Annotated in this window: 19 protein-coding genes and 1 tRNA gene; 10 read left to right on the top strand and 10 right to left on the bottom strand. The window is 59.4% G+C overall.

What is annotated here, in order from left to right; genetic code table 11:
* Positions 1-7: 7 nt before the first annotated feature.
* Complete coding sequence (locus R3O64_RS07115; RefSeq protein ID WP_070529905.1) at positions 8-1,024, top strand: App1 family protein; 1,017 nt, start codon at positions 8-10, stop codon at positions 1,022-1,024.
* An 85-nt stretch (positions 1,025-1,109) separates the two neighbouring features.
* Here R3O64_RS07115 and R3O64_RS07120 read toward each other — a convergent pair whose 3' ends face one another.
* From R3O64_RS07120 to R3O64_RS07135, 4 genes are all read right to left on the bottom strand, one after another.
* Positions 1,110-1,550, bottom strand: coding sequence for a universal stress protein (locus R3O64_RS07120; protein WP_010190091.1), 441 nt, complete (start codon positions 1,548-1,550; stop codon positions 1,110-1,112).
* Positions 1,551-1,693: 143 nt separating this feature from the next.
* Complete coding sequence (locus tag R3O64_RS07125; RefSeq protein WP_339016403.1) at positions 1,694-2,140, bottom strand: universal stress protein; 447 nt, start codon at positions 2,138-2,140, stop codon at positions 1,694-1,696.
* A 114-nt stretch (positions 2,141-2,254) separates the two neighbouring features.
* On the bottom strand, positions 2,255-4,348 hold the full coding sequence (uvrB, locus tag R3O64_RS07130) for an excinuclease ABC subunit UvrB (protein WP_154762339.1): 2,094 nt from the start codon (positions 4,346-4,348) through the stop codon (positions 2,255-2,257).
* A gap of 88 nt (positions 4,349-4,436) precedes the next feature.
* The gene (locus tag R3O64_RS07135; protein WP_154762340.1) at positions 4,437-4,799 is read right to left on the bottom strand and encodes a DUF4259 domain-containing protein; all 363 of its coding nucleotides are present in this window, start codon (positions 4,797-4,799) and stop codon (positions 4,437-4,439) included.
* A gap of 104 nt (positions 4,800-4,903) precedes the next feature.
* Here R3O64_RS07135 and R3O64_RS07140 point away from each other — a divergent pair, with 104 nt between their 5' ends.
* Complete coding sequence (locus tag R3O64_RS07140) at positions 4,904-6,280, top strand: DUF4185 domain-containing protein (protein ID WP_193629405.1); 1,377 nt, start codon at positions 4,904-4,906, stop codon at positions 6,278-6,280.
* 39 nt (positions 6,281-6,319) lie between these two features.
* Here R3O64_RS07140 and coaE read toward each other — a convergent pair whose 3' ends face one another.
* Both coaE and rpsA read right to left on the bottom strand, forming a co-directional pair.
* Positions 6,320-6,922, bottom strand: coding sequence for a dephospho-CoA kinase (gene coaE / locus R3O64_RS07145; protein WP_070563081.1), 603 nt, complete (start codon positions 6,920-6,922; stop codon positions 6,320-6,322).
* Between the two features lie 115 nt (positions 6,923-7,037).
* Entirely contained in the window at positions 7,038-8,498 is a 1,461-nt protein-coding gene (gene rpsA, locus R3O64_RS07150; protein WP_010190105.1) for a 30S ribosomal protein S1, read from the bottom strand.
* Between the two features lie 241 nt (positions 8,499-8,739).
* Here rpsA and R3O64_RS07155 point away from each other — a divergent pair, with 241 nt between their 5' ends.
* Entirely contained in the window at positions 8,740-9,480 is a 741-nt protein-coding gene (locus tag R3O64_RS07155) for a class I SAM-dependent methyltransferase (RefSeq protein ID WP_101735705.1), read from the top strand.
* Between the two features lie 61 nt (positions 9,481-9,541).
* Positions 9,542-10,012 carry an RDD family protein gene (locus R3O64_RS07160; protein WP_070529893.1) on the top strand — a complete coding sequence of 157 codons (471 nt, stop codon included), beginning with the start codon at positions 9,542-9,544 and terminating at the stop codon, positions 10,010-10,012.
* Positions 10,013-10,015: 3 nt separating this feature from the next.
* Here R3O64_RS07160 and polA read toward each other — a convergent pair whose 3' ends face one another.
* Positions 10,016-12,667 (bottom strand): DNA polymerase I, encoded by a 2,652-nt coding sequence (gene polA, locus R3O64_RS07165; protein WP_070529891.1) that lies wholly within the window; start codon positions 12,665-12,667, stop codon positions 10,016-10,018.
* A 91-nt stretch (positions 12,668-12,758) separates the two neighbouring features.
* Between polA and R3O64_RS07170 the strand changes: the two genes are divergently transcribed.
* The 6 genes from R3O64_RS07170 to R3O64_RS07195 all read left to right on the top strand — a co-directional run bounded on the left by R3O64_RS07170 (position 12,759) and on the right by R3O64_RS07195 (position 16,722).
* Positions 12,759-12,832: transfer RNA gene (locus tag R3O64_RS07170), tRNA-Leu, on the top strand.
* Between the two features lie 67 nt (positions 12,833-12,899).
* On the top strand, positions 12,900-13,175 hold the full coding sequence (locus tag R3O64_RS07175) for a hypothetical protein (protein ID WP_070529889.1): 276 nt from the start codon (positions 12,900-12,902) through the stop codon (positions 13,173-13,175).
* A gap of 136 nt (positions 13,176-13,311) precedes the next feature.
* Complete coding sequence (locus tag R3O64_RS07180) at positions 13,312-14,127, top strand: DUF368 domain-containing protein (protein ID WP_070529887.1); 816 nt, start codon at positions 13,312-13,314, stop codon at positions 14,125-14,127.
* Positions 14,128-14,130: 3 nt separating this feature from the next.
* Positions 14,131-15,012 carry an ABC transporter substrate-binding protein gene (locus R3O64_RS07185; protein ID WP_070529885.1) on the top strand — a complete coding sequence of 294 codons (882 nt, stop codon included), beginning with the start codon at positions 14,131-14,133 and terminating at the stop codon, positions 15,010-15,012.
* Positions 15,005-15,958 carry an amino acid ABC transporter permease gene (locus R3O64_RS07190; protein WP_070529883.1) on the top strand — a complete coding sequence of 318 codons (954 nt, stop codon included), beginning with the start codon at positions 15,005-15,007 and terminating at the stop codon, positions 15,956-15,958. The genes R3O64_RS07185 and R3O64_RS07190 overlap by 8 nt, the downstream gene beginning before the upstream one ends.
* Positions 15,958-16,722 (top strand): amino acid ABC transporter ATP-binding protein, encoded by a 765-nt coding sequence (locus R3O64_RS07195; RefSeq protein ID WP_070522216.1) that lies wholly within the window; start codon positions 15,958-15,960, stop codon positions 16,720-16,722. Before R3O64_RS07190 ends, R3O64_RS07195 begins: the two co-directional genes overlap by 1 nt.
* 179 nt (positions 16,723-16,901) lie before the next feature.
* On the opposite strand, the gene nusB is transcribed toward R3O64_RS07195, so the two are convergent.
* The 3 genes from nusB to R3O64_RS07210 form a co-directional block, all read right to left on the bottom strand.
* Positions 16,902-17,432, bottom strand: a complete 531-nt coding sequence (gene nusB, locus R3O64_RS07200; protein WP_070686304.1) for a transcription antitermination factor NusB — start codon at positions 17,430-17,432, stop codon at positions 16,902-16,904.
* Between the two features lies 1 nt (position 17,433).
* Positions 17,434-17,997: an elongation factor P gene (gene efp / locus R3O64_RS07205; protein WP_070522210.1), complete on the bottom strand. Its 564-nt coding sequence runs from the start codon at positions 17,995-17,997 to the stop codon at positions 17,434-17,436.
* 94 nt (positions 17,998-18,091) lie between these two features.
* Positions 18,092-19,183 carry an aminopeptidase P family protein gene (locus tag R3O64_RS07210; RefSeq protein WP_339016416.1) on the bottom strand — a complete coding sequence of 364 codons (1,092 nt, stop codon included), beginning with the start codon at positions 19,181-19,183 and terminating at the stop codon, positions 18,092-18,094.
* Between the last annotated feature and the right edge of the window lie 11 nt (positions 19,184-19,194).

A 19,194-nucleotide genomic window follows, 5' to 3' on the forward strand; every position in this document is an offset into this window, starting at 1 on the left:
GGTGCGCATGGCACTTTCCGATATCGCCCGCAAAGTCGAATCCACCGCGAATGCATTCTCACTCAAGCACTCCGCACGCAAAGGCTGGCAGCCCAGCATTACTGGCTATGCCGGCTACGGCAACGAGGACTTTGTCCACGTGCTTGGCCGCGTGCTCATGCACGATCCCAAGGCTGAGGAACGCGATACGTGGACCCAACGCGGATACCGCCAATTCTTCACCATCCAGGTCACGCATCACGAGGTCGAAGTAACTGTTGGCGGTAAGACGGTGTCGGGCACCACGAACGACAACGGCTATATCGATGTCCTCGTCCATGATCACGGGCTAGAACCTGGCTGGCACGACGTCACCATCCGCGCCAAAGGCGCGGACGAGGTGCGCGCGGAAGTCCTCATCGTGGACAAAGACACGACATTCGGTGTGGTCAGCGATATCGATGACACCATCATGGTGACCTGGCTGCCGCGAGCCATGATTGCAGCGTGGAATTCCTGGGTAAAGCGCACCAATACGCGAACCCCCGTCGAAGGCATGGCCAGTTTCTACCGGGAGATCTCTCAACAGCACCCAGAGGTTCCCTTCGTCTACCTCTCCACCGGTGCGTGGAATACCTATGACACCTTGGTCAATTTCATGGCGGAGAACGGCTTCCCACGTGGCCCACTGTTGCTCACCGACTGGGGCCCAACGCCCACCGGTCTTTTCCGCAATGGCCAAGAACACAAGCGCGTCCAACTGCGCAACTTGTTCATTGCTTTCCCCAAATTGCGCTGGCTTCTCATCGGTGATGATGGGCAGCACGATCCTCTGACTTATGCCGACGCCGCGGCGGAGCATCCCAACCGTGTGGCAGCGCTAGCAATACGCAACCTCACGCCACAAGAGCAGCTGCTCTCCCATGGCTCGCTTGCTCCCTTGGTCAAGGTCAACAAAGAGTCTTCTTTCGATATCCCGCTTATTCAAGGCGCCGACGGTAACGCCCTCGCCCGCGCCTATCGCAAGCTTCGGTTCGGCTCTTAGAAAAGCACCACAACGCACAAACACGCCCCAGAGACTTCCGACGAAGAAGTTTCTGGGGCGTGTGCGTACCGTAGCCCGAGAAGGCTTAGTTGACGGTGTGGACGATCATGACGTCACAATCAGACTGACGCGCGACATCCGCCGGAACCGAACCGAGCAGACGGCCGGTCAAGGAATTAATTCCGCGGTTACCAACGATGAGCAGGTCAGCCTTGTTGTCGTTGACGATGGACATCAGAGCCTGAACCGGGGTGCCCGGACGCACAGCGGTCTCCACCTTCGTCACGCCGAACTTCTCTGCGTGTTCCTTGCCGGAGGCGAGGTTGGCCTGAGCCTTCTCATCACCGAGAATCGTCACTGAATCCTGGCGCAGTGTCTTGGAGGCTTGCTCCTGGTTCTCGTAGTAGGCGCAACCGATGATGAGGGTGGCATCGAAGGCTGCGGCGATCTTGGCGGCGCGCTCCACTGCGAGCAGGGAGGACTTGGAACCGTCGGTACCGACCACGATCTTGTTGTAATCGCTCATGATGACCTTTCTTCGCTGGGCCCCAACCTTGAGGCCACCGCTAAACAAAATTCTAAAAGCTTTTGCGCACCCGCTAGTCTAACAACGCTGGCGTGTTCGCGTCGATCAGCGCGTGTGCTGTGCGCCCGACTGGGTCCCGGCGCTTACTCAGTGGTGTTGACCACCACAACATCCGCGTGGGCCTTACGGGTCAGCTCCGTCGCAACGGAACCGAATACCCGGCCGCGGACTGAATGGATTCCCTTGTTACCCACCACGAACAAGTCGACGTCATAGTCCTTGCCCACCTCGATGAGGGAATTCACGGGATCGCCAGACTTAGCGATGATCTCGATGCTCTTCGCACCCTCGCCGTGCGCGATCTCCGCGGCATTGTTGAGGAAATTCTCCGACATTTCCTCGCTGACGACGGGCACGCGGGCGTCCTCTGCGTTCGGTGCGCCGAGCATCGAACCGGAGTGGTTGTAGAAAGCAGAGACGATGATCAACGTCGCATCATAAGCACGCGCCATAGATGCGGCAGAACGGACGGCACGCAGGGATGTCGGTGATCCATCGGTTCCCACGGCGATGACGTTGTAGCTCAGCATGATTCTCCTTATAACTAGTGGTTAATCCCTAACAGTATGGCACGGCTACCCGCACTGAGTGTGGTGTTACCCGCCCAGTGCACTAACGAGGTTTCAGTACGCCGGCCCAGACTGTTAAATCCCGGCCTCTTTGAGTCCACGTTGCTCCTTCTTCAGGTCCGCGATCTCATCGCGCAAGCGCCCCGCCAGCTCGAATTTAAGCTCTCGGGCGGCTTCGCGCATTTGGGTCGTCAGGTCGTCGATAAGCGCCTGCACCTCATCGGCAGCCATGGAGGACACATCGGGCTTGTCGACGATTGCCGTGGGATCCGCCCCCTGCTCCTGCTCATCGGCGTTGTCGTAAACCTGGTCCAAAATGTCAGCGATCTTCTTGCGCAATGGCTGCGGGTCGATACCGTGTTCCTTGTTATAGGCAATCTGCTTTTCACGGCGGCGCTCGGTCTCCTCGATGGCTTCCTGCATCGAGTCCGTAATCTTGTCCGCGTACATGATGACCTCACCGGACACATTTCGGGCGGCGCGGCCGATTGTCTGGATGAGCGAGGTGGTGGAACGCAGGAAGCCTTCCTTGTCTGCGTCCAAAATGGCGACGAGTGAGACTTCGGGAAGGTCGAGGCCCTCGCGCAGCAGGTTAATACCTACGAGCACATCGAATTCACCCAAGCGCAGCTGCCGCAGTAGCTCCACGCGCTGCAGCGTATCGATATCCGAGTGGAGGTAGCGCACCTTGATGCCATGCTCCAGAAGGTAATCAGTGAGGTCTTCTGCCATGCGCTTAGTCAAGGTGGTGACCAATACACGCTCCTGCTTAGCGGTGCGGGCGCGGACCTCATCGATAAGGTCATCGATCTGGCCCTTGGTGGGTTTGACCGTCACCTTGGGATCCACCAGGCCGGTGGGGCGAATGACCTGTTCGACGAACTCGCCGCCGGAGGCCGTCATTTCAAAATCACCAGGCGTGGCCGACATGTAGACGGTTTGCCCCACGCGCTCCTCAAACTCATCAAAGGTGAGTGGCCGGTTGTCTACGGCAGACGGCAAACGGAAGCCAAACTCCACGAGGTTGCGCTTACGGGCCATATCACCCTCAAACATGCCACCGATCTGCGGGACGGTCACGTGGGACTCATCGATGATGGTAAGGAAGTCCTCCGGGAAATAATCCAAGAGCGTCGCCGGCGCCGAACCGGCAGGGCGCCCGTCGACGTGGCGCGAATAGTTCTCAATGCCGGAGCAAAAGCCCACCTGCTCGATCATCTCGAGGTCGTATTCGGTGCGCATTCGCAGGCGCTGCGCTTCGAGCAACTTGCCGCGGTTCTCCAGCTCGGCGAGGCGTTCCGCAAGTTCTTCCTTGATGTCCTCGATGGCCCGCGCCATGCGCTCTGGACCCGCCACGTAATGCGTCGCGGGGAAGATTCGCACCTCGTCGACTCGCTCGAGAACATCGCCCGTCAACGGGTGGATGTAGTAGAGCTCATCCACGTCATCGCCGAAGAATTCGATGCGCACCGCACGCTCCTCATAGGCGGGGATGATATCCACGGTATCGCCCTTGACGCGGAAGGTTCCGCGCGTAAAACCTACGTCATTGCGCTCATATTGAATATCGACGAGCAGGCGCAGGAAGCGATCGCGGTCGATCTCCTCCCCTTCCTCCAGCACGACCGAGCGGTCGAGGTAGGACTGCGGCGTGCCCAAGCCATAGATGCAGGACACAGAGGACACCACGACAACGTCGCGGCGAGAAAGAAGCGCCGAGGTGGCGGAGTGGCGCAGGCGTTCCACGTCCTCATTAATGGAGGAGTCCTTCTCAATATAGGTATCCGTCTGCGCGATATAGGCTTCCGGCTGGTAGTAGTCGTAGTAAGAAACGAAGTACTCAACGGCGTTGTGCGGGAGGAGCTGACGCAGCTCATTTGCCAACTGGGCCGCCAGCGTCTTATTCGGCGCCATCACGAGTGTCGGGCGCTGCTGCTTTTCGATGAGCCACGCGGCAGTAGCGGACTTACCGGTACCCGTGGCACCCATGAGGACGACGTCGCGCTCGCCGCGGCTCAGCCGCTCATCCAGTTCCGCGATGGCGGCGGGTTGGTCGCCTGCGGGCTGGTACTCTGATTCAACACGAAAATCGGCCGAGCGCCGTTCGATTTCACCGACGGGGCGGTGTTCCGAGACCGGCAGGATAGGGTGTTCAGCAGCAAAAGCCATGCCGACCAGTCTAACGCGCCGAAGCCTAAACCTGCTAGGTTCCGGCAGCTCAACAACCCAGCCACTGTGTGAGGCAAGAGAGAACAGTTTAGGGCAATACAGCACGCGTCGTGCGCAGCCACAGATCTAACTCACCCGTGGTTTCCCACAGTGCATAGATCGGGGAATTATTGGGCTCCATCGCTGTGTTAATTTTCTTGCGCAGCCAGGCCCGAGTCTGCGGTGTGCGCAGCGCTTTAACGGAGTCGACACTGACTCCAGCGGGAAGTTTGTCCGCCGGGGACGTCGCCAGTGCGCCTAAGGCGATGACGGCCTCGGCGTCGTCGACATCGATGGGAGAATCCACGCAGCTCTTCTTAAACGTGTCGAGGTCGAAAGAGCCATCACGAATTTCCGCGAGCACTTCGCACGCGGCGTGATTATCAAAAGGCCCAACGTCCCAGGTTCCCATGGAGGGGCAGATTAAGCACTCAAGATGAACGGGGCGCGAGCACAAGGTAAATTTTAGCCACCATATGCTTTAAAAGTTGCCGCTCTCCTTTAGAATCGGCTGGCATGAAGTTTCGTTCCCTCGCCAGCGCAGTGACCATCGCCGGTCTCGTGCCCGTCGCTATCGTGTCCCACACGCCCACCGCCCAAGCTTCTCCGTGTACGGCCTATTCGAAGTCCGGTAGCTTCACGTCGAAGCCCGAGGCCTCCGGGCCGGGAGGCGGCTCTTCGCTAGGAGGGCTCGACGCGCTGCTGGGGAGCTCCTCCCGTTCGAGCAGTTCAGGTGACTCCGCAGCACCACAGCGCAGCAACTATAACCAGCGCCAAATCACCGGCGGACCGACCCAAATCATGCAGCTCATCACCGGTTCCGGTTCCCCGAACCGCACCGACCAAAAATTCGACATTTCCGGAACCGACCTCGGCATTGCCTACTCTGACAACGCGGGCCGCTCCTACTACGTCTTCGGCGATTCCATGGATTGTTCGAGCGACGGTGATGGGTGGCGTTCCAACCTCCTCTTGCGCACGAGCGACCACGACTACGGTGATGGCCTACGTCTGGAGGAGGCGCTGACTAACTCCGGATGGTCCGCCAATGGCCGCGCAAAGGAGTTCATCCCCTCCCAAAAGGTGGGAGATCAAGATACCAACGGCGAGCGCACCACCATCCCCACGGCGGGCATCGTGGTCGACGGCGTGCACTACATCGACTACATGTCCGTGCGCTCTTGGCACGACCCGAAAACCGGCTGGTCAACCAACTTTGGTGGGACCGTGAAGTCGACCGACGGCGGAGTCACGTGGCGCGCGGTACCGGAGGCCACACGCACTAACGCTAGCCACGGGACGAACGCTCCCATTCCCGGCGGCGCAAACTACCGCCCAGGGTTCGAAAAGCTGCAGCAATCGGCCTTCATCGAGCACGACGACTATATCTACCGTTACTCCACCGGAAACGGCCGCCGTGGCCCGGCATATTTATCCCGCGCGTTGAAATCTGAATTCCCCAACGAAGATGCCTTCAGCTACTACTCAGATGGCTCATGGGTGAAGGATCCCGCGCGGGCCACCGAGGTGCTCGATGGCAAGGTCTCCGAGCTTTCCGTGGCCTACAACCACTACTTGGGCAAGTACGTCACCATGTATGGAGTGGAGGGAGAGGGCATCGTCATGCGCACCGCAGATAGCCCCGAAGGACCGTGGTCGCCGCGCCGCATGCTTGTGGGCGCGAAGACCACCGAGGTTGTCAGCGGCGAGCCACTCAACGACACGTACGCGCCCTTCGTGCTGCCAGACCAGGATGACCAGCACCTGTATTACACGCTGACATCGTGGCACGATTACAACACCATGCTGATGCGCACTGACCTTGATTTCGTGGGCGAGGACATGGAAAACAACGACCACATCGCAGTCTCTGACGTCGTAGCAACGCGCTAGGAGCTTCTGCCAGAAAACTGTTGCTAGGAAGTTGCGTGCCTAACCTAGGCGGGCGCGGAGCTTGGCGACGACCCCCTCGACCTGCTCATCCAGTGCTTCGCGGGGGCCGTTGTTGTCAATGATGAAATCAGCGGCAGCACGCCGCACATCGTCCGGAATCTGCGCCGCGATCCTGCGGCGTGCGTCCTCCTCATCCAGCCCGCGGTATGCCACCAGGCGGTGCACACGCTCCTCTGCGTCAACGTCAACAACAATGGTGGCGTCCATATCCTTGTGGAGTCCTTTGTCCACGAGGAGTGGCATGTCATAGACCACGAAATCCGCACCAGCTTGCCGCGCTTCGTCGAAGCGGGCTTGGGTTTCCTCGTTAATGCGCGGGTGCGTAATCGAGTTGAGCACAGCGGTCTTCTCGCGACTAGAGAAGGCACGGGAAGCTAGCAACCCCCGGTCCAGGCTCCCGTCTTCTTGGAGAATGTCTTCCCCGAAAGCCTGCGCCAGTTCTGTGAGCGCTGGTTGACCCGGTTCAACAATGTCCCGGGCTATCTGATCGGCATCCACTAATTCCCAGCCGTGGCGCACGAGAAGCTGCGCTACAGTCGATTTTCCGCTGCCGATTCCGCCAGTGAGTCCAATGAGTTTCATACCGGCTTAGGATACGCGAAAGGCCGCCCCTCCCACAGCGGGGAGAAGCGGCCTTTCTGCAAGAACTAGATCGTCTCGGACTAAACGGCGGAGCCTATCCGAGAGGACTTAGTTTTTAGTTGCCAGCGAGCTTGTCGCGCAGAGCAGCAAGCTGCTCGTCGGAAGCGAGGGAGCCGCCAACCTCTGCCTGAGAATCGGATGCCGGAGCTGCATCCTGAGACTCGGAAGAGTAGTTGGAGTTGGCAGCGGACTCGGCGGCCTCAGCGGCTGCAGCACGGTTGCGCTCGATCTGAGCGGTGTGCAGGTTGAAGCGACGCTCGGACTCGGCGTAGCGAGCCTCCCAAGCCTGGCGCTGCTCGTCGTAGCCCTCGAGCCACTCGTTGGTCTCCGGGTCGAAGCCCTCCGGGAACACGTAGTTGCCCTGCTCGTCGTAGGAGTCAGCCATGCCGTACTTGGACGGATCGAACTCGTCGGTGTAGTCCTCGTCTGCCTGCTTAACGGACAGGGAGATGCGGCGACGCTCGAGGTCGATGTCGATGACCTTGACCATGACTTCCTGGCCAACGTTGACAACCTGGTCCGGAACCTCCACGTGGCGCTGAGCCAGCTCGGAGATGTGGACGAGGCCCTCGATGCCCTCCTCGACGCGAACGAAGGCGCCGAACGGAACGAGCTTGGTGACCTTGCCCGGAACGATCTGGCCCACAGCGTGGGTGCGGGCGAAGACGCGCCACGGATCTTCCTGGGTTGCCTTCAGGGACAGGGACACGCGCTCGCGGTCCAGGTCGACGTCGAGAACCTCGACGGTGACCTCGTCGCCCACGGTGACAACCTCAGACGGGTGGTCGATGTGCTTCCAGGACAGCTCGGAAACGTGAACCAGGCCGTCGACACCGCCGAGATCGACGAAGGCACCGAAGTTGACGATGGAGGAGACAACGCCCTTGCGGACCTGGCCCTTCTGCAGCTGGTGTAGGAACTCGGAGCGGACCTCGGACTGGGTCTGCTCGAGGTATGCACGGCGGGACAGGACAACGTTGTTGCGCTGCTTGTCCAGCTCGATGATCTTGGCCTCGAGCTCCTGGCCGATGTACGGCTCCAGGTCGCGGACGCGGCGCATCTCAACGAGGGATGCCGGAAGGAAGCCACGGAGGCCGATGTCCAGGATGAGACCACCCTTGACAACCTCGATGACGGTACCGGTGACCGGCTCTTCCTTGGCGTGCAGCTCTTCGACGGCGCCCCAAGCACGCTCGTACTGTGCGCGCTTCTTGGACAGGATCAGACGGCCTTCCTTGTCCTCCTTGGTGAGAACAAGTGCGTCGATCTCGTCGCCGACCTCGACAACCTCATCCGGGTTGACGTCGTGCTTGATGGAGAGCTCGCGGGACGGGATGACGCCCTCGGTCTTGTAACCGATGTCGAGCAGGACCTCGTCGTGGTCAACCTTGACCACGGTGCCCTCGACGATGTCACCATCGTTGAAGTACTTGATGGTGGCGTCGACAGCTGCGAGGAAGTCCTCTGCGGTTCCGATGTCGTTGATCGCAACCTGAGGGGTGTTAGAAGTTGGCATGTAGTTATGCTCCGAATAAACGTAGGAGATCGTAATTGGACAGTTACGCGTCTCTTGAAAAGCGTCATTAAGCAGCGCGAATGCGCAAGGCTTAAGATGGATTTCAATCCCGACTCGCAGCCGTGCCGAGCTCTCCTACAGTAGCCCAGCGCGTCCCGAGTCATAGACACGCCCGTACAACCCTACATCCTCGCAGCTAAAACGGCAAATGCACCATGGAAAAAGAATTGGGAAAGGAAGAATGTCTGCAGCAGCGTTTTCGGCATCCTCTGCCAACCGCAACTTTTGGGATAGTGACGCCGATTCCTACCACGCGGAACACCCCGAATACCTATCCTCTTTCTACTGGTGCCCGGAAATGCTGCATGAGGCTGAGGCGCAGCTGCTTGGTGACGTCTCCTCCGCCACCGTTCTCGAGCTCGGCTGCGGCTCTGCGCCGTGCACGCAATGGCTGCAAGGACGCACGCGCTTTGCGACGGGTTTTGACCTCTCGTCAGGAATGCTCTCCCATGCCGCACCCGAGCTACCACTAGTCCAAGCTGATGCCCTAGCGCTTCCCTATCGCGACGAATCCTTTGACGTCGTCTTCTCCGCCTTCGGAGCCTTGCCCTTCGTAGGAGACCTGGACGCGGCGCTGCGCGAGGTCCACCGTGTCCTCCGCCCACGTGGACGCTTTGTCTTTTCTGTGCCGCACCCAATGCGCTGGGTCTTCCCCGACGATCCCCAGAACCTCACAGCAGAGCTGTCCTATTTTGAGCGCGCCTACCTCGAGCAGGATGCCAACGGTGAGCTTAGCTATGCCGAGTTTCACCGCACGATGGGTGATTGGGTGCGAGCACTACAGGTTCGTGGCTCCTTCGAAATTCGCAACCTCATCGAACCCGAGTGGCCAGAGGGCCTCGACATCACGTGGGGCCAGTGGTCTCCAGAACGAGGTGAAATTTTCCCTGGCACTGCCATCTTCGTGTGCGAAGCACGATAGCCCGGACCCCTGCCCACCCTGGTGCGGAGTGTGCCGCCCGCAGCGAACTAAGCTGGCAGCCATGCTTTTAGAACGCCTCGGGATTTTTCTGCGCCGCACGGTGGCCTGGTGGATTGACGCCTTCCTCGCCGCCGCTGTCATCGTGGTAATCAAATGGGCAATCAACCTCAGCACCGACGGAGTATTGAGCGGCAGAGCAGGAGCTATCTACGACATCATCGCGCTCGCCCTCGTCTTCTACGTCTACCGGGTGTGGGCGGAGGCAACGAAGCAGACTTCTCTGGGCAAGTGGTCGTTGAAGCTAGAAGTCATCGCTGAGCATCCCGGAATCGCCAGCGCAGCAATTCGCAACAGCTGGCTACTCCTTACTCTTGTTGCGCTGACAGGACTCCCCTATGTTGAAGCAACCATCTTGGCCATCCTTGGCCTCAGCGTCCTTGTGCTGGGCCAAACCCCCTTCGATCTCCTCGCCGGGTGTTTGGTCGAGCGCCGCACGCCCACCGAGGACGAGCGCGCGGTGGGCTTGACCTAACCTCTAGTGCGCTGCGGCATCCCAGTTCTTGCCCACGCCAACGGACACCTCGAGCGGAACAGTCAACTCGATAGCCTTGTCCATTTCGCGTTCTAGGATGCGCTGTACGTCTTCTGCCTCTCCGGGAGCCACCTCCACGACAAGCTCATCGTGAACCTGGAGCAGCACGCGCGAGGCCATGCCTTCAAGGGCCTTATCCACACGGATCATGGCAACCTTGATGATATCCGCAGCAGTTCCCTGGATGGGCGCGTTCAAGGCAGCGCGCTCAGCGTTCTCACGGGCCACGCGGTTATCGGAGTTTAGCTCCGGCAGGTAGCGGCGGCGCCCAAAGACCGTGGAGGTATAACCGTCCTTTCGGGCCTGCACCACTACCTCGTCGAGGTAGCGCTTCACGCCGCCGAAACGCTCAAAGTAGCTCTCCATAATCTCCTTAGCCTCGCGCGCTGGGATACCCAGCTGCTGCGATAGGCCAAAAGCGGAAAGTCCATAGACCAAGCCATAGGACATAGCCTTGACTCGGCGGCGCAGCTCCGAGGTGACCTCATCCACCGGTACATCGAAAACCTTGGATCCGACGTAGTTATGCAGGTCCTCGCCTTCGCGGTAGGCCTCGATGAGCCCGGGGTCTGCGGAGAGATGCGCCATGACACGCATCTCAATCTGGGAGTAGTCGGCCGTAATCAAGGACTCAAAGCCTTCGCCGACCACAAAAGCCGAACGGATCTGGCGTCCTGCCTCAGTGCGCACCGGAATATTCTGCAGGTTCGGTTCCGTCGAAGACAGACGGCCCGTCGAAGTCACCGTTTGGTTAAACGTGGTGTGGATGCGGCCATCCGGCTGAATGGTCTTAATGAGACCTTCCAGCGTTGTCTTCATCTTCTGATACTCGCGGTGGGCCAGCAGGTGATCGAGGAAGGGGTGCGGATGGGTAGCAGCAAGCTGCTCAATTTCCTTAGCCGCGGTGGAATAGCCGGTCTTGGTCTTCTTCGTCTTCGGCATGTCAAAAGTATCGAAGAGCACCGACTGCAGCTGCTTCGGGGAATTCAGGTTGAGAGAATCATCACCGGCCAGCTCGCGGGCGGCGCGTTCCTGTTCATTGACCTGCTCAATGAAGGCATCGCGCTGAGTTTCTAAGACATCCCTGTCGACTGCAATACCGGCGGCCTCCATGCGGGCAAGGATGTTGACCAGCGGCAACTCCAGGTCGGTATAGAGCTCGAAGGAGTCAATCTCCTGGAGTTGACGCGTTAGTTCTGCCGCTAACTCCATAATGGCAGCAGCCTGATCCACCAGAGGGTTCTCATCAAGGATGGAGAGCTGCTCCGTGGCCGCGCCGAGGGACTTCTGTAGGTGGCGCTGGTACACGTCCGTCAACGCATACGTGCGCTGCCCCGGACGCAAGAGGTAGGCGGCAAGGGCGGTGTCGTGGGCAATTCCGCGCAACTCAATCCCCCGGCCGGCAAGCATGTGCCAGGCGGCCTTCGCCTCGTGTAGGTATTTCGGCGAGTCTGATGACAACCACGCGGCCAGCGCGGCGTCGTCCTCAGCATCGAGATCTGCTAACTCAATCTGGCGGCCCTCAAAGGAGGAATCGACCAGTGCCAGTGCTGCAGCATCACCCGCGCCCGGGGTCCCATCACCTTGTACGAAGACTGCTATGTCTTCCTTACCCTCGAGCCACTCAGCCAGCGGCGTGTCCACCACAGTCACCGATACCTCCGGCGTTTCCTCTGCCGCAGCGGCTTCGGCGGCGGCGTCGTGTGGGACGGCGTTGAGAACCCGCTCGCGCAGGTTGGTGCCGAATTCCAACTCGTCGAAGCGAGCCGCGACCTCGCTAGCGATCGCTCCCTTAAACTCCAGATCCGCAGGGCCCACCTCCAGGTCCATATCCGTCACCATTTGGGTGAGCTGTCGGTTGAGCTTGACCTGTTCGATGCGGTCGCGGAAGTTCTGGCCCGCCACTCCCTTGATCTCCTCGGCATGCTCGATGAGCCCGTCGAGGGAGCCATACTGGGTAATCCATTTCGTGGCGGTCTTCTCCCCCACCTTTGGAACGGAGGGCAAGTTATCGGAAGGATCTCCGCGCAGGGCAGCAAAGTCCGGATATTGCTGCGGGCTCAGGCCGTACTTCTCCTCCACGGCCTCCGGGGTAAAGCGATGCAGCTTGGATACCCCGCGCATGGGATAGAGGACGGTCGTGGAGTCGTCGACAAGCTGCAAATAGTCGCGGTCACCGGTGACCAGGAAGGTCTCATAGTCCGCGCCCGCCTGCGTGGACAACGTAGCCACGATGTCATCGGCCTCGAAGTTCTCGCGCGACAGCGTGGTGATTCCCAACGTCTCCAAAACCTCACGGATGAGCTCAACCTGCCCCCGGAACTCTTCCGGCGCGGCTTCGCGCTGTGCCTTGTAGTCGGGGAACATCTCCGTGCGGAAGGTCTTGCGGCCCACGTCGAAGGCTACCGCGACGAAGTCCGGCCTCTCCTCCGCCAAGATATTCGCCAGCATGGAAAGGAATCCGTAGACCGCATTCGTATGCTGCCCGCCCGAGGTAGAAAAGTTCTCCGCGGGCAGTGCATAAAATGCGCGGAAGGCCATGGAGTGGCCGTCGATGAGCAAGAGTCGGGGCTGAGAAGTAGTCACCCGGCCCATCCTAACGTGTTGCGCCAATCAGCACCGACGCTGCCCTTAGGCAGGCAATTAGGTTCCCATTGGTTAGCTGCGCTAGTATCGTTGCTTGTGCGCCCCTGTAGCCCAATTGGCAGAGGCAACGGATTCAAAACCCGTGTAGTGTGAGTTCGAGTCTCACCAGGGGCACAATTCCACCCCGCGACAGAGAATGTTGTGGGGTATTAGTGTTTTCAACCGAAAGGAACCCGTCATCATGCGTCGCACGATCATCGCTTTGAGCACCGCAGCCGCCCTTACCCTGGGCGGTACTACTGTTGCTACCGCTGCTGAATCCAGCACCGACAAGGAAGTTTCTTCCAAGGTGGAAGGCTCCTCTTATTACCAGGAGCTGCGCAAGTCCGCAGCCTCCTCCGATGACCCGCAGTTGAATACCTTCTACACCGTGCTTCTCGACGGTCTCGTAGGACTCGCTGCCTTCGCCATCTTGGGCTCAATCTATGGCGAAGTGGCCAAGCGCTTGCCGATGTAGTCAACGTATAACCTTCTATGGGCTGAATAGTTTGCATAAGCGCGTCGCACAATGAGAGAATAAGGAGTCATCTGCTCATTCCTCTCCCTCGGCACGGCATCCCCACCGAGGAGACTGTCAACGTTACTTTCGGTTTATGCACTATATTCTTAACGCCATTCGCGGCGCCCTCATTGGCATGGCCGAGCTGGTCCCCGGAATTTCCGGAGGCACCGTCGCGCTCATCGTAGGCATCTATGAACGCGCTTTGCACAACGCCAATGATCTCATTTCCGGCCGTTTCAAAAAGGTTGAATGGGGCTTCCTCGTCTCAGTCGCCGCCGGCATGTTCCTTGCCGTCTTCGGTTTTTCCACGCTGCTCCACAACTTTGTGGAAGGGCAAGTGTCCTTGTCCCGCGCATTGTTCCTCGGCATGGTCGCCGTGTCCATCATCGTTCCAATTAGCATGATGTCGCGGTTTACGCCCGCGTCCATCGCTGCATTCATCATCGCCACCGTCGCGATCTTCTTCGTTACCGGCTTTACTTCAACTCCCGTCGAAGACCCCAGCCTGATTGTGGTGTTCTTGGCGGCCATGGTGGCCGTCTGCGCGCTCGTTCTCCCAGGCGTTTCGGGCTCACTCATCTTGCTGACAATGGGCCTCTACCAGCCGGTCATCGGCGCGGTCTCTGACCGGAACATGACCGTCGTGGGCGTCTTCGCCCTCGGCGCGGTGTGCGGCCTTGCCGCGTTCGTCAAGATTTTGAATTACCTACTCGATACCCACCGCGATCCGACCCTCGCCGCCATGGCCGGCTTTATGCTGGGCTCACTTCGCGCATTATGGCCGTGGGGCGTGGACCAGGATGCTTCCACACCGCTTATCCTGCTCATGTTCGCGCTCGGCGGCATCATCGTCGCCATTTTCATCGTCGTGGATAGGCGCAAAGCCGCAAGTTATCAAGAGAGTTAAAGCATGAATAAGAAGAAGGCCGTCGTGGGCGCCGTCGGAGCGCTGGCCTCTGTTGCCCTCTCCGGCTGCGTCACCAACGAGGAGCCGGCGCTGCCAGAAGGCTGGTCAGAGCCTAACGTGGACGAAGTACCCGAGATCGCCGCGATGTACCAGGACGCAGATGGGGTCCTCACCGTAGGCACAAACCCACCGTTTGCGCCTTTCGAGTTCAAGGATTCCGATGGTTCACTCATCGGTCTTGAAATGGACTTGGCCAATGCAGTCGCTCAAGTGATGGGCCTCAAATTCCAGCCGGTGGAGCAGGACTTTTCCATGATCCTGCCGGCAGTCCAGTCCGGGCAGATTGATCTCGGCGGGTCTGGGTTTACCGATACTGATGAGCGTCGTGAGAACTTCGATTTCGTCGATATCCTCTACGCCGGCATTCAGTGGGCCGAGCTCACCGACGGCCCCAACAAGGTTGATCCATCGAATCCCTGTGGCCTCACCGTCGCGGTGCAACGCACCACCGTGTCCGAGACGGACGACTTACGTCCGAAGCAAGAAGCCTGCGATGGGGACCTGACCATCCTCCCCTATGACACGAGTGACAACGCCGCCCTCGCGGTACTCATGGGCCGCGCGGACGCGCTTTCGGCGGACTCACCAGTCTCTGCGTGGGCGGTCAACCGCTCGGGCGGGCGTATGTCCATGGTCGGCGAAATGTTTGACGCCGCTCCCTATGGGTTTGCCGTACCTAAGGACTCCGAGCTCGGACCTGCCGTGGCAGCCGCGCTCCAGCACCTTATTGACACCGGGGCCTACGCAGAAATCCTCGAAAAATGGGGCGTTACCGAGGGGCTCGTCGAACACGCAATGATTAATGAAAGGCCGATCAATGACTAATTCCTCTCTCCCGGCAGCATCGGATTCTGCGGCTTCGGCTACCCCACCGAAGATCGAAGCCCGGCCACTTCGCCACCCGTGGCGATGGGTCTTCGCCGCCCTCCTCGTGCTCCTTGCTGTGTGGTTCGTCCTCTCTTCGGCACGCAACGAGGCCTTCGGATGGGGCACTTACTTCCAGTACCTCTTCGACACTCGCATCGCCACCGCCGCGCTGCATACCATCGCGATTACGATTCTGGCGATGATCATCGGCGTCGTGGGCGGCGCCGCTCTCGCCGTGATGCGTATGTCCCCCAACCCCGTGCTCGGCGGTGTGTCCTGGCTCTTCCTGTGGCTATTCCGAGGAACCCCGATCTACGTGCAGCTCGTCTTCTGGGGTCTGCTCTCCGCGCTCTACCAATCCATCAACCTCGGGTTTACGGAGATTTCTCTCACGGAGGTACTCACCAATGCATTCCTGCTCTCCGTGCTCGGTTTGGGCCTGAACGAAGCCGCCTACATGGCGGAAATCGTCCGCTCCGGCATCTCTTCGGTTCCCGAGGGCCAGAAGGAAGCCAGCAAGGCCCTGGGTATGGGCTGGTGGATGACCATGCGCCGCACGGTTCTCCCGCAGGCCATGCGCATCATCATCCCGCCGACCGGTAATGAGTTCATTTCCTTGCTGAAGACGTCTTCCCTTGTGGTGGCAATTCCCTACACCGCAGAGATTTTCGGCCGCGCCACGGATATCTCCGCTGCGCTTTTCGAGCCCATCCCGCTACTCATGGTGGCGGCGACGTGGTACCTGGCCATCACCTCGCTTCTTATGGTGGGCCAGTACTTCTTGGAGCGCCGCTTCGAACGTGGCGCCACCCGCGAGCTCACCGGCCGCCAGCTGGCTGCGCTGGCGGATGCCGAAGGAACCATTCCCCGCAACGTGTCTGTTATCCCGGAGGTAAAGAACTAATGACCACCCCAATGATCTCTGCACAGAATGTGTATAAATCCTTCGGTCAGCTCGAGGTTCTCAAGGGCATCGATCTCACCGTCATGCCCGGCGAGGTCACTTGCCTACTGGGCCCCTCCGGTTCCGGAAAATCAACCTTCCTTCGCTGCTGCAATCACCTAGAGAAGGTCACAGCCGGCCGCCTCTACGTCGACGGCGAGCTCATTGGATTCCGTGAACGCAACGGCGTGCTCTATGAAATCTCCGAAAAGGAAGCCGCCGCTCAGCGCCAAGACATCGGCATGGTGTTCCAACAGTTCAATCTGTTCAGCCACCGCACAGTCCTGGAGAACATCATCGAGGCCCCCGTCCAGGTGAAAAAGCAGAATCCAGAACAGGCAAAGAAGAAAGCGATGGAGCTGCTGGAAAAGGTGGGCCTCGCACACAAGGCAGATGCGTACCCGGTGCAGCTTTCCGGTGGTCAGCAGCAGCGCGTCGCCATTGCCCGCTCTGTGGCCATGGATCCAAAGCTGATGCTTTTCGACGAACCCACCTCCGCCCTCGACCCCGAGCTGGTCGGCGAGGTCCTCCGCGTTATGAAGGAGCTTGCCGCCGATGGCATGACCATGCTCGTCGTTACTCACGAGATGGGCTTTGCACGTGAAGTCGCCGACAACATCGTCTTTATGGACGGCGGCAGCGTCATTGAAACCGGCACCCCCGAGCAAGTCTTGGACAATCCGCAGCACCAGCGCACTAAGGATTTCCTCTCTTCGCTGCTCTAGCACGCAGCATCACTACCGCAACTGCCCTAGTTGCCAACTCCTTTGCTCCTGCCGCAGGCAGGTTCAGGATCATTGGCAGCTAGGGCAGTTTCCTATTTGAACTCGACCAAGACAAAACTCCGGCCAGTTCACAAAGGATAGCTGGCCGGAGTTTCGGGATTCAGGGAAAGACGTGGGCTCTACTCGGAGTCGCCTTCATCTTCCGCAGTCTCAGCGGGTTCTTCAGATTCCTCGGCAGATGCCGAGTCCATTGGGCTATCCGCAGACTGGGCCTGGATGACGTCATCCAACACAGCGTGGATATAAGGTGCTGCCTTGTCATTGGAGTATTCCGAGGCAAGCTCCACACCTTCGACGAGCGCGGTAGCGTTAGGAACGTCCGCGTTAAAGAGGATTTCCCATACCGCTACGCGCATGATCGCACGATCGACAGCCGGGATGCGCTCGAGCGACCACTCGCTGGAGAGGTAGCGGGCGATCGCATCATCGATGGCATCCAGTTCTTCGGCAGCTCCGCTGACGATTTCGCGGGTGTAGTCCGCGACCGGCGCCACGCCGTTTTCAGGGTCGCGGGCCAGCTCTACGCGGTCCTCAACGATGGCTACCGGGTCAACGTCGCGCGATTCAGCTTCGAAAAGAATGTCCGCGGCGCGGCGACGTGCTCGGTAGCGCGCCGTGTGGCGCTTATAGTTTGGCTCTGGTTGGGTCATCTTAGTTGTTGACGCGAGAGAGGTACTCGCCGGTACGGGTATCAATCTTGAGAACGTTTCCGATCTCAATGAACAGCGGAACCTGAATCTCGGCACCAGTCTCGAGCGTTGCCGGCTTGGTGCCACCATTGGAGCGGTCACCCTGCAGGCCCGGTTCGGTGTGCTCCACCTTCAGGTCAACGGAGATCGGCAGCTCGCCGAACAAAGCCTCACCGTCATGGAAGGACACCTGAACGCGCATGTTCTCCAGCAGGAACTTGCCAGCGTCGCCGAACTTATCAAACGGAAGCTCGAACTGCTCAAAAGTCTTATCATCCATGACCACGTAGTTCTGGCCATCGTTGTACAGGTAGGTCATGTCGCGGCGGTCGACGTTTGCGGTCTCCACCTTGACACCAGCGTTAAAGGTCTTGTCGGTCACCTTGCCAGAGACCACGTCCTTGAGCTTGGTGCGCACGAATGCCGGGCCCTTGCCGGGCTTGACGTGCTGGAACTCAACAATCTGCTGCAGCTTGTTGTCGATCTTCAGAACGAGGCCGTTCTTGAAATCAGTGGTATCTGCCATGAAATGACTCTCCCAAATAACTTGTAGTCGAAACTATGAAAACAGTGTCTAAGCATACCGTACGCGCATCAAGTACGGCGCCAAGGGGTGCTAGCTAAAGCACCTGAAGGTCCTTCGGGTAAGCCGTGATGATCTTCGGGGCACCTGAAGTGATAATGAGGCTGTCCTCGATGCGCACTCCTCCCTTGCCTGGGACGTAGATGCCGGGCTCAATGGTCAGGGTCATGCCCTCAGCCAACGTACCCTTTCCGGTTGTGGCCGCATAAGGCCCTTCATGCACGTCGAGACCAATGCCGTGGCCAGTAGAGTGAACGAAGTAGTCACCATAGCCAGCATCGGCAATAATGTCGCGGCAGGCCGCGTCGACGTCGACAAGCTTGGCACCTGGCACCGCTGCCTTGACACCCGCTTCCTGGGCGCGCAGGACAACGTCATAGATTTCGCGGGCGAAATCAGAAACCTCACCGATGACGAAGGTACGGGTGCAGTCTGAGTTAAAGCCGCGGAGGTGAGCGCCGAAGTCAATCGTTACCAAATCGCCCTTGCACAGTTCGCGGTCATCCGCACCATGGTGGGGCTTTGCAGAATTCTCGCCGGAGGCCACGATGGTGTCGAAGCTCACGCGTTCCGAGCCAAGCATGCGCATCCGGTATTCAAGGTCGGCAGCTACCTGGCGCTCCGTGCGTCCGGCGGCTACTTCCCCGGCCTCGACGAGTTCGGTCAGCGCCTGGTTTGCCAAAGCTGCGATTTCTTCGAGTTTTTGAAGCTCGACATTGTCCTTGACGAGGCGAATCTTCTCTACCACGCCGGTGACAGGCACCAGAGTAACGCCCTCCGGTTTTGCTTTCTCCAGCCGCTCAAGTTGTGAAACGGTGACATAGTCGGCTTCATAGCCAACGCGAAGGTCCTCAGAAACCTGCCCCAGCAGGTGCGGGCCCACATCGCGGCCGAGGCTGGCTTCGATATCCGGGACCTCTTCCGCAATTTGTGTGGTGTAGCGGCCGTCCGTGGCCATGAGCGCGGAGAGGTCCTTGCGCAACAGTAGACCACCATTCGAACCGGAGAAGCCGGTGAGGTAGCGCACGTGCGTCAAATGGGTGACGATGATCGCGTCGACGCGCTGACCAGATAGCTCGGTCATGAGCTTGCGGCGGCGGTTGCTATAACGAGTATCGGCTAATGCCATGTGAGAACCAC

Source organism: Corynebacterium hesseae (genome assembly GCF_037850265.1).
GTDB classification, from domain to species: domain Bacteria; phylum Actinomycetota; class Actinomycetes; order Mycobacteriales; family Mycobacteriaceae; genus Corynebacterium; species Corynebacterium hesseae.

What these genes read in the sequence shown, in the direction of transcription:
- R3O64_RS07115 (WP_070529905.1), top strand. Translation starts at nt 8, where the DNA reads ATGGCACTTTCCGATATCGCCCGCAAAGTCGAATCCACCGCGAATGCA.
- R3O64_RS07120 (WP_010190091.1), bottom strand. Translation starts at nt 1,550, where the DNA reads ATGAGCGATTACAACAAGATCGTGGTCGGTACCGACGGTTCCAAGTCC.
- R3O64_RS07125 (WP_339016403.1), bottom strand. Translation starts at nt 2,140, where the DNA reads ATGCTGAGCTACAACGTCATCGCCGTGGGAACCGATGGATCACCGACA.
- uvrB (WP_154762339.1), bottom strand. Translation starts at nt 4,348, where the DNA reads ATGGCTTTTGCTGCTGAACACCCTATCCTGCCGGTCTCGGAACACCGC.
- R3O64_RS07135 (WP_154762340.1), bottom strand. Translation starts at nt 4,799, where the DNA reads ATGGGAACCTGGGACGTTGGGCCTTTTGATAATCACGCCGCGTGCGAA.
- R3O64_RS07140 (WP_193629405.1), top strand. Translation starts at nt 4,904, where the DNA reads ATGAAGTTTCGTTCCCTCGCCAGCGCAGTGACCATCGCCGGTCTCGTG.
- coaE (WP_070563081.1), bottom strand. Translation starts at nt 6,922, where the DNA reads ATGAAACTCATTGGACTCACTGGCGGAATCGGCAGCGGAAAATCGACT.
- rpsA (WP_010190105.1), bottom strand. Translation starts at nt 8,498, where the DNA reads ATGCCAACTTCTAACACCCCTCAGGTTGCGATCAACGACATCGGAACC.
- R3O64_RS07155 (WP_101735705.1), top strand. Translation starts at nt 8,740, where the DNA reads ATGTCTGCAGCAGCGTTTTCGGCATCCTCTGCCAACCGCAACTTTTGG.
- R3O64_RS07160 (WP_070529893.1), top strand. Translation starts at nt 9,542, where the DNA reads ATGCTTTTAGAACGCCTCGGGATTTTTCTGCGCCGCACGGTGGCCTGG.
- polA (WP_070529891.1), bottom strand. Translation starts at nt 12,667, where the DNA reads ATGGGCCGGGTGACTACTTCTCAGCCCCGACTCTTGCTCATCGACGGC.
- R3O64_RS07175 (WP_070529889.1), top strand. Translation starts at nt 12,900, where the DNA reads ATGCGTCGCACGATCATCGCTTTGAGCACCGCAGCCGCCCTTACCCTG.
- R3O64_RS07180 (WP_070529887.1), top strand. Translation starts at nt 13,312, where the DNA reads ATGCACTATATTCTTAACGCCATTCGCGGCGCCCTCATTGGCATGGCC.
- R3O64_RS07185 (WP_070529885.1), top strand. Translation starts at nt 14,131, where the DNA reads ATGAATAAGAAGAAGGCCGTCGTGGGCGCCGTCGGAGCGCTGGCCTCT.
- R3O64_RS07190 (WP_070529883.1), top strand. Translation starts at nt 15,005, where the DNA reads ATGACTAATTCCTCTCTCCCGGCAGCATCGGATTCTGCGGCTTCGGCT.
- R3O64_RS07195 (WP_070522216.1), top strand. Translation starts at nt 15,958, where the DNA reads ATGACCACCCCAATGATCTCTGCACAGAATGTGTATAAATCCTTCGGT.
- nusB (WP_070686304.1), bottom strand. Translation starts at nt 17,432, where the DNA reads ATGACCCAACCAGAGCCAAACTATAAGCGCCACACGGCGCGCTACCGA.
- efp (WP_070522210.1), bottom strand. Translation starts at nt 17,997, where the DNA reads ATGGCAGATACCACTGATTTCAAGAACGGCCTCGTTCTGAAGATCGAC.
- R3O64_RS07210 (WP_339016416.1), bottom strand. Translation starts at nt 19,183, where the DNA reads ATGGCATTAGCCGATACTCGTTATAGCAACCGCCGCCGCAAGCTCATG.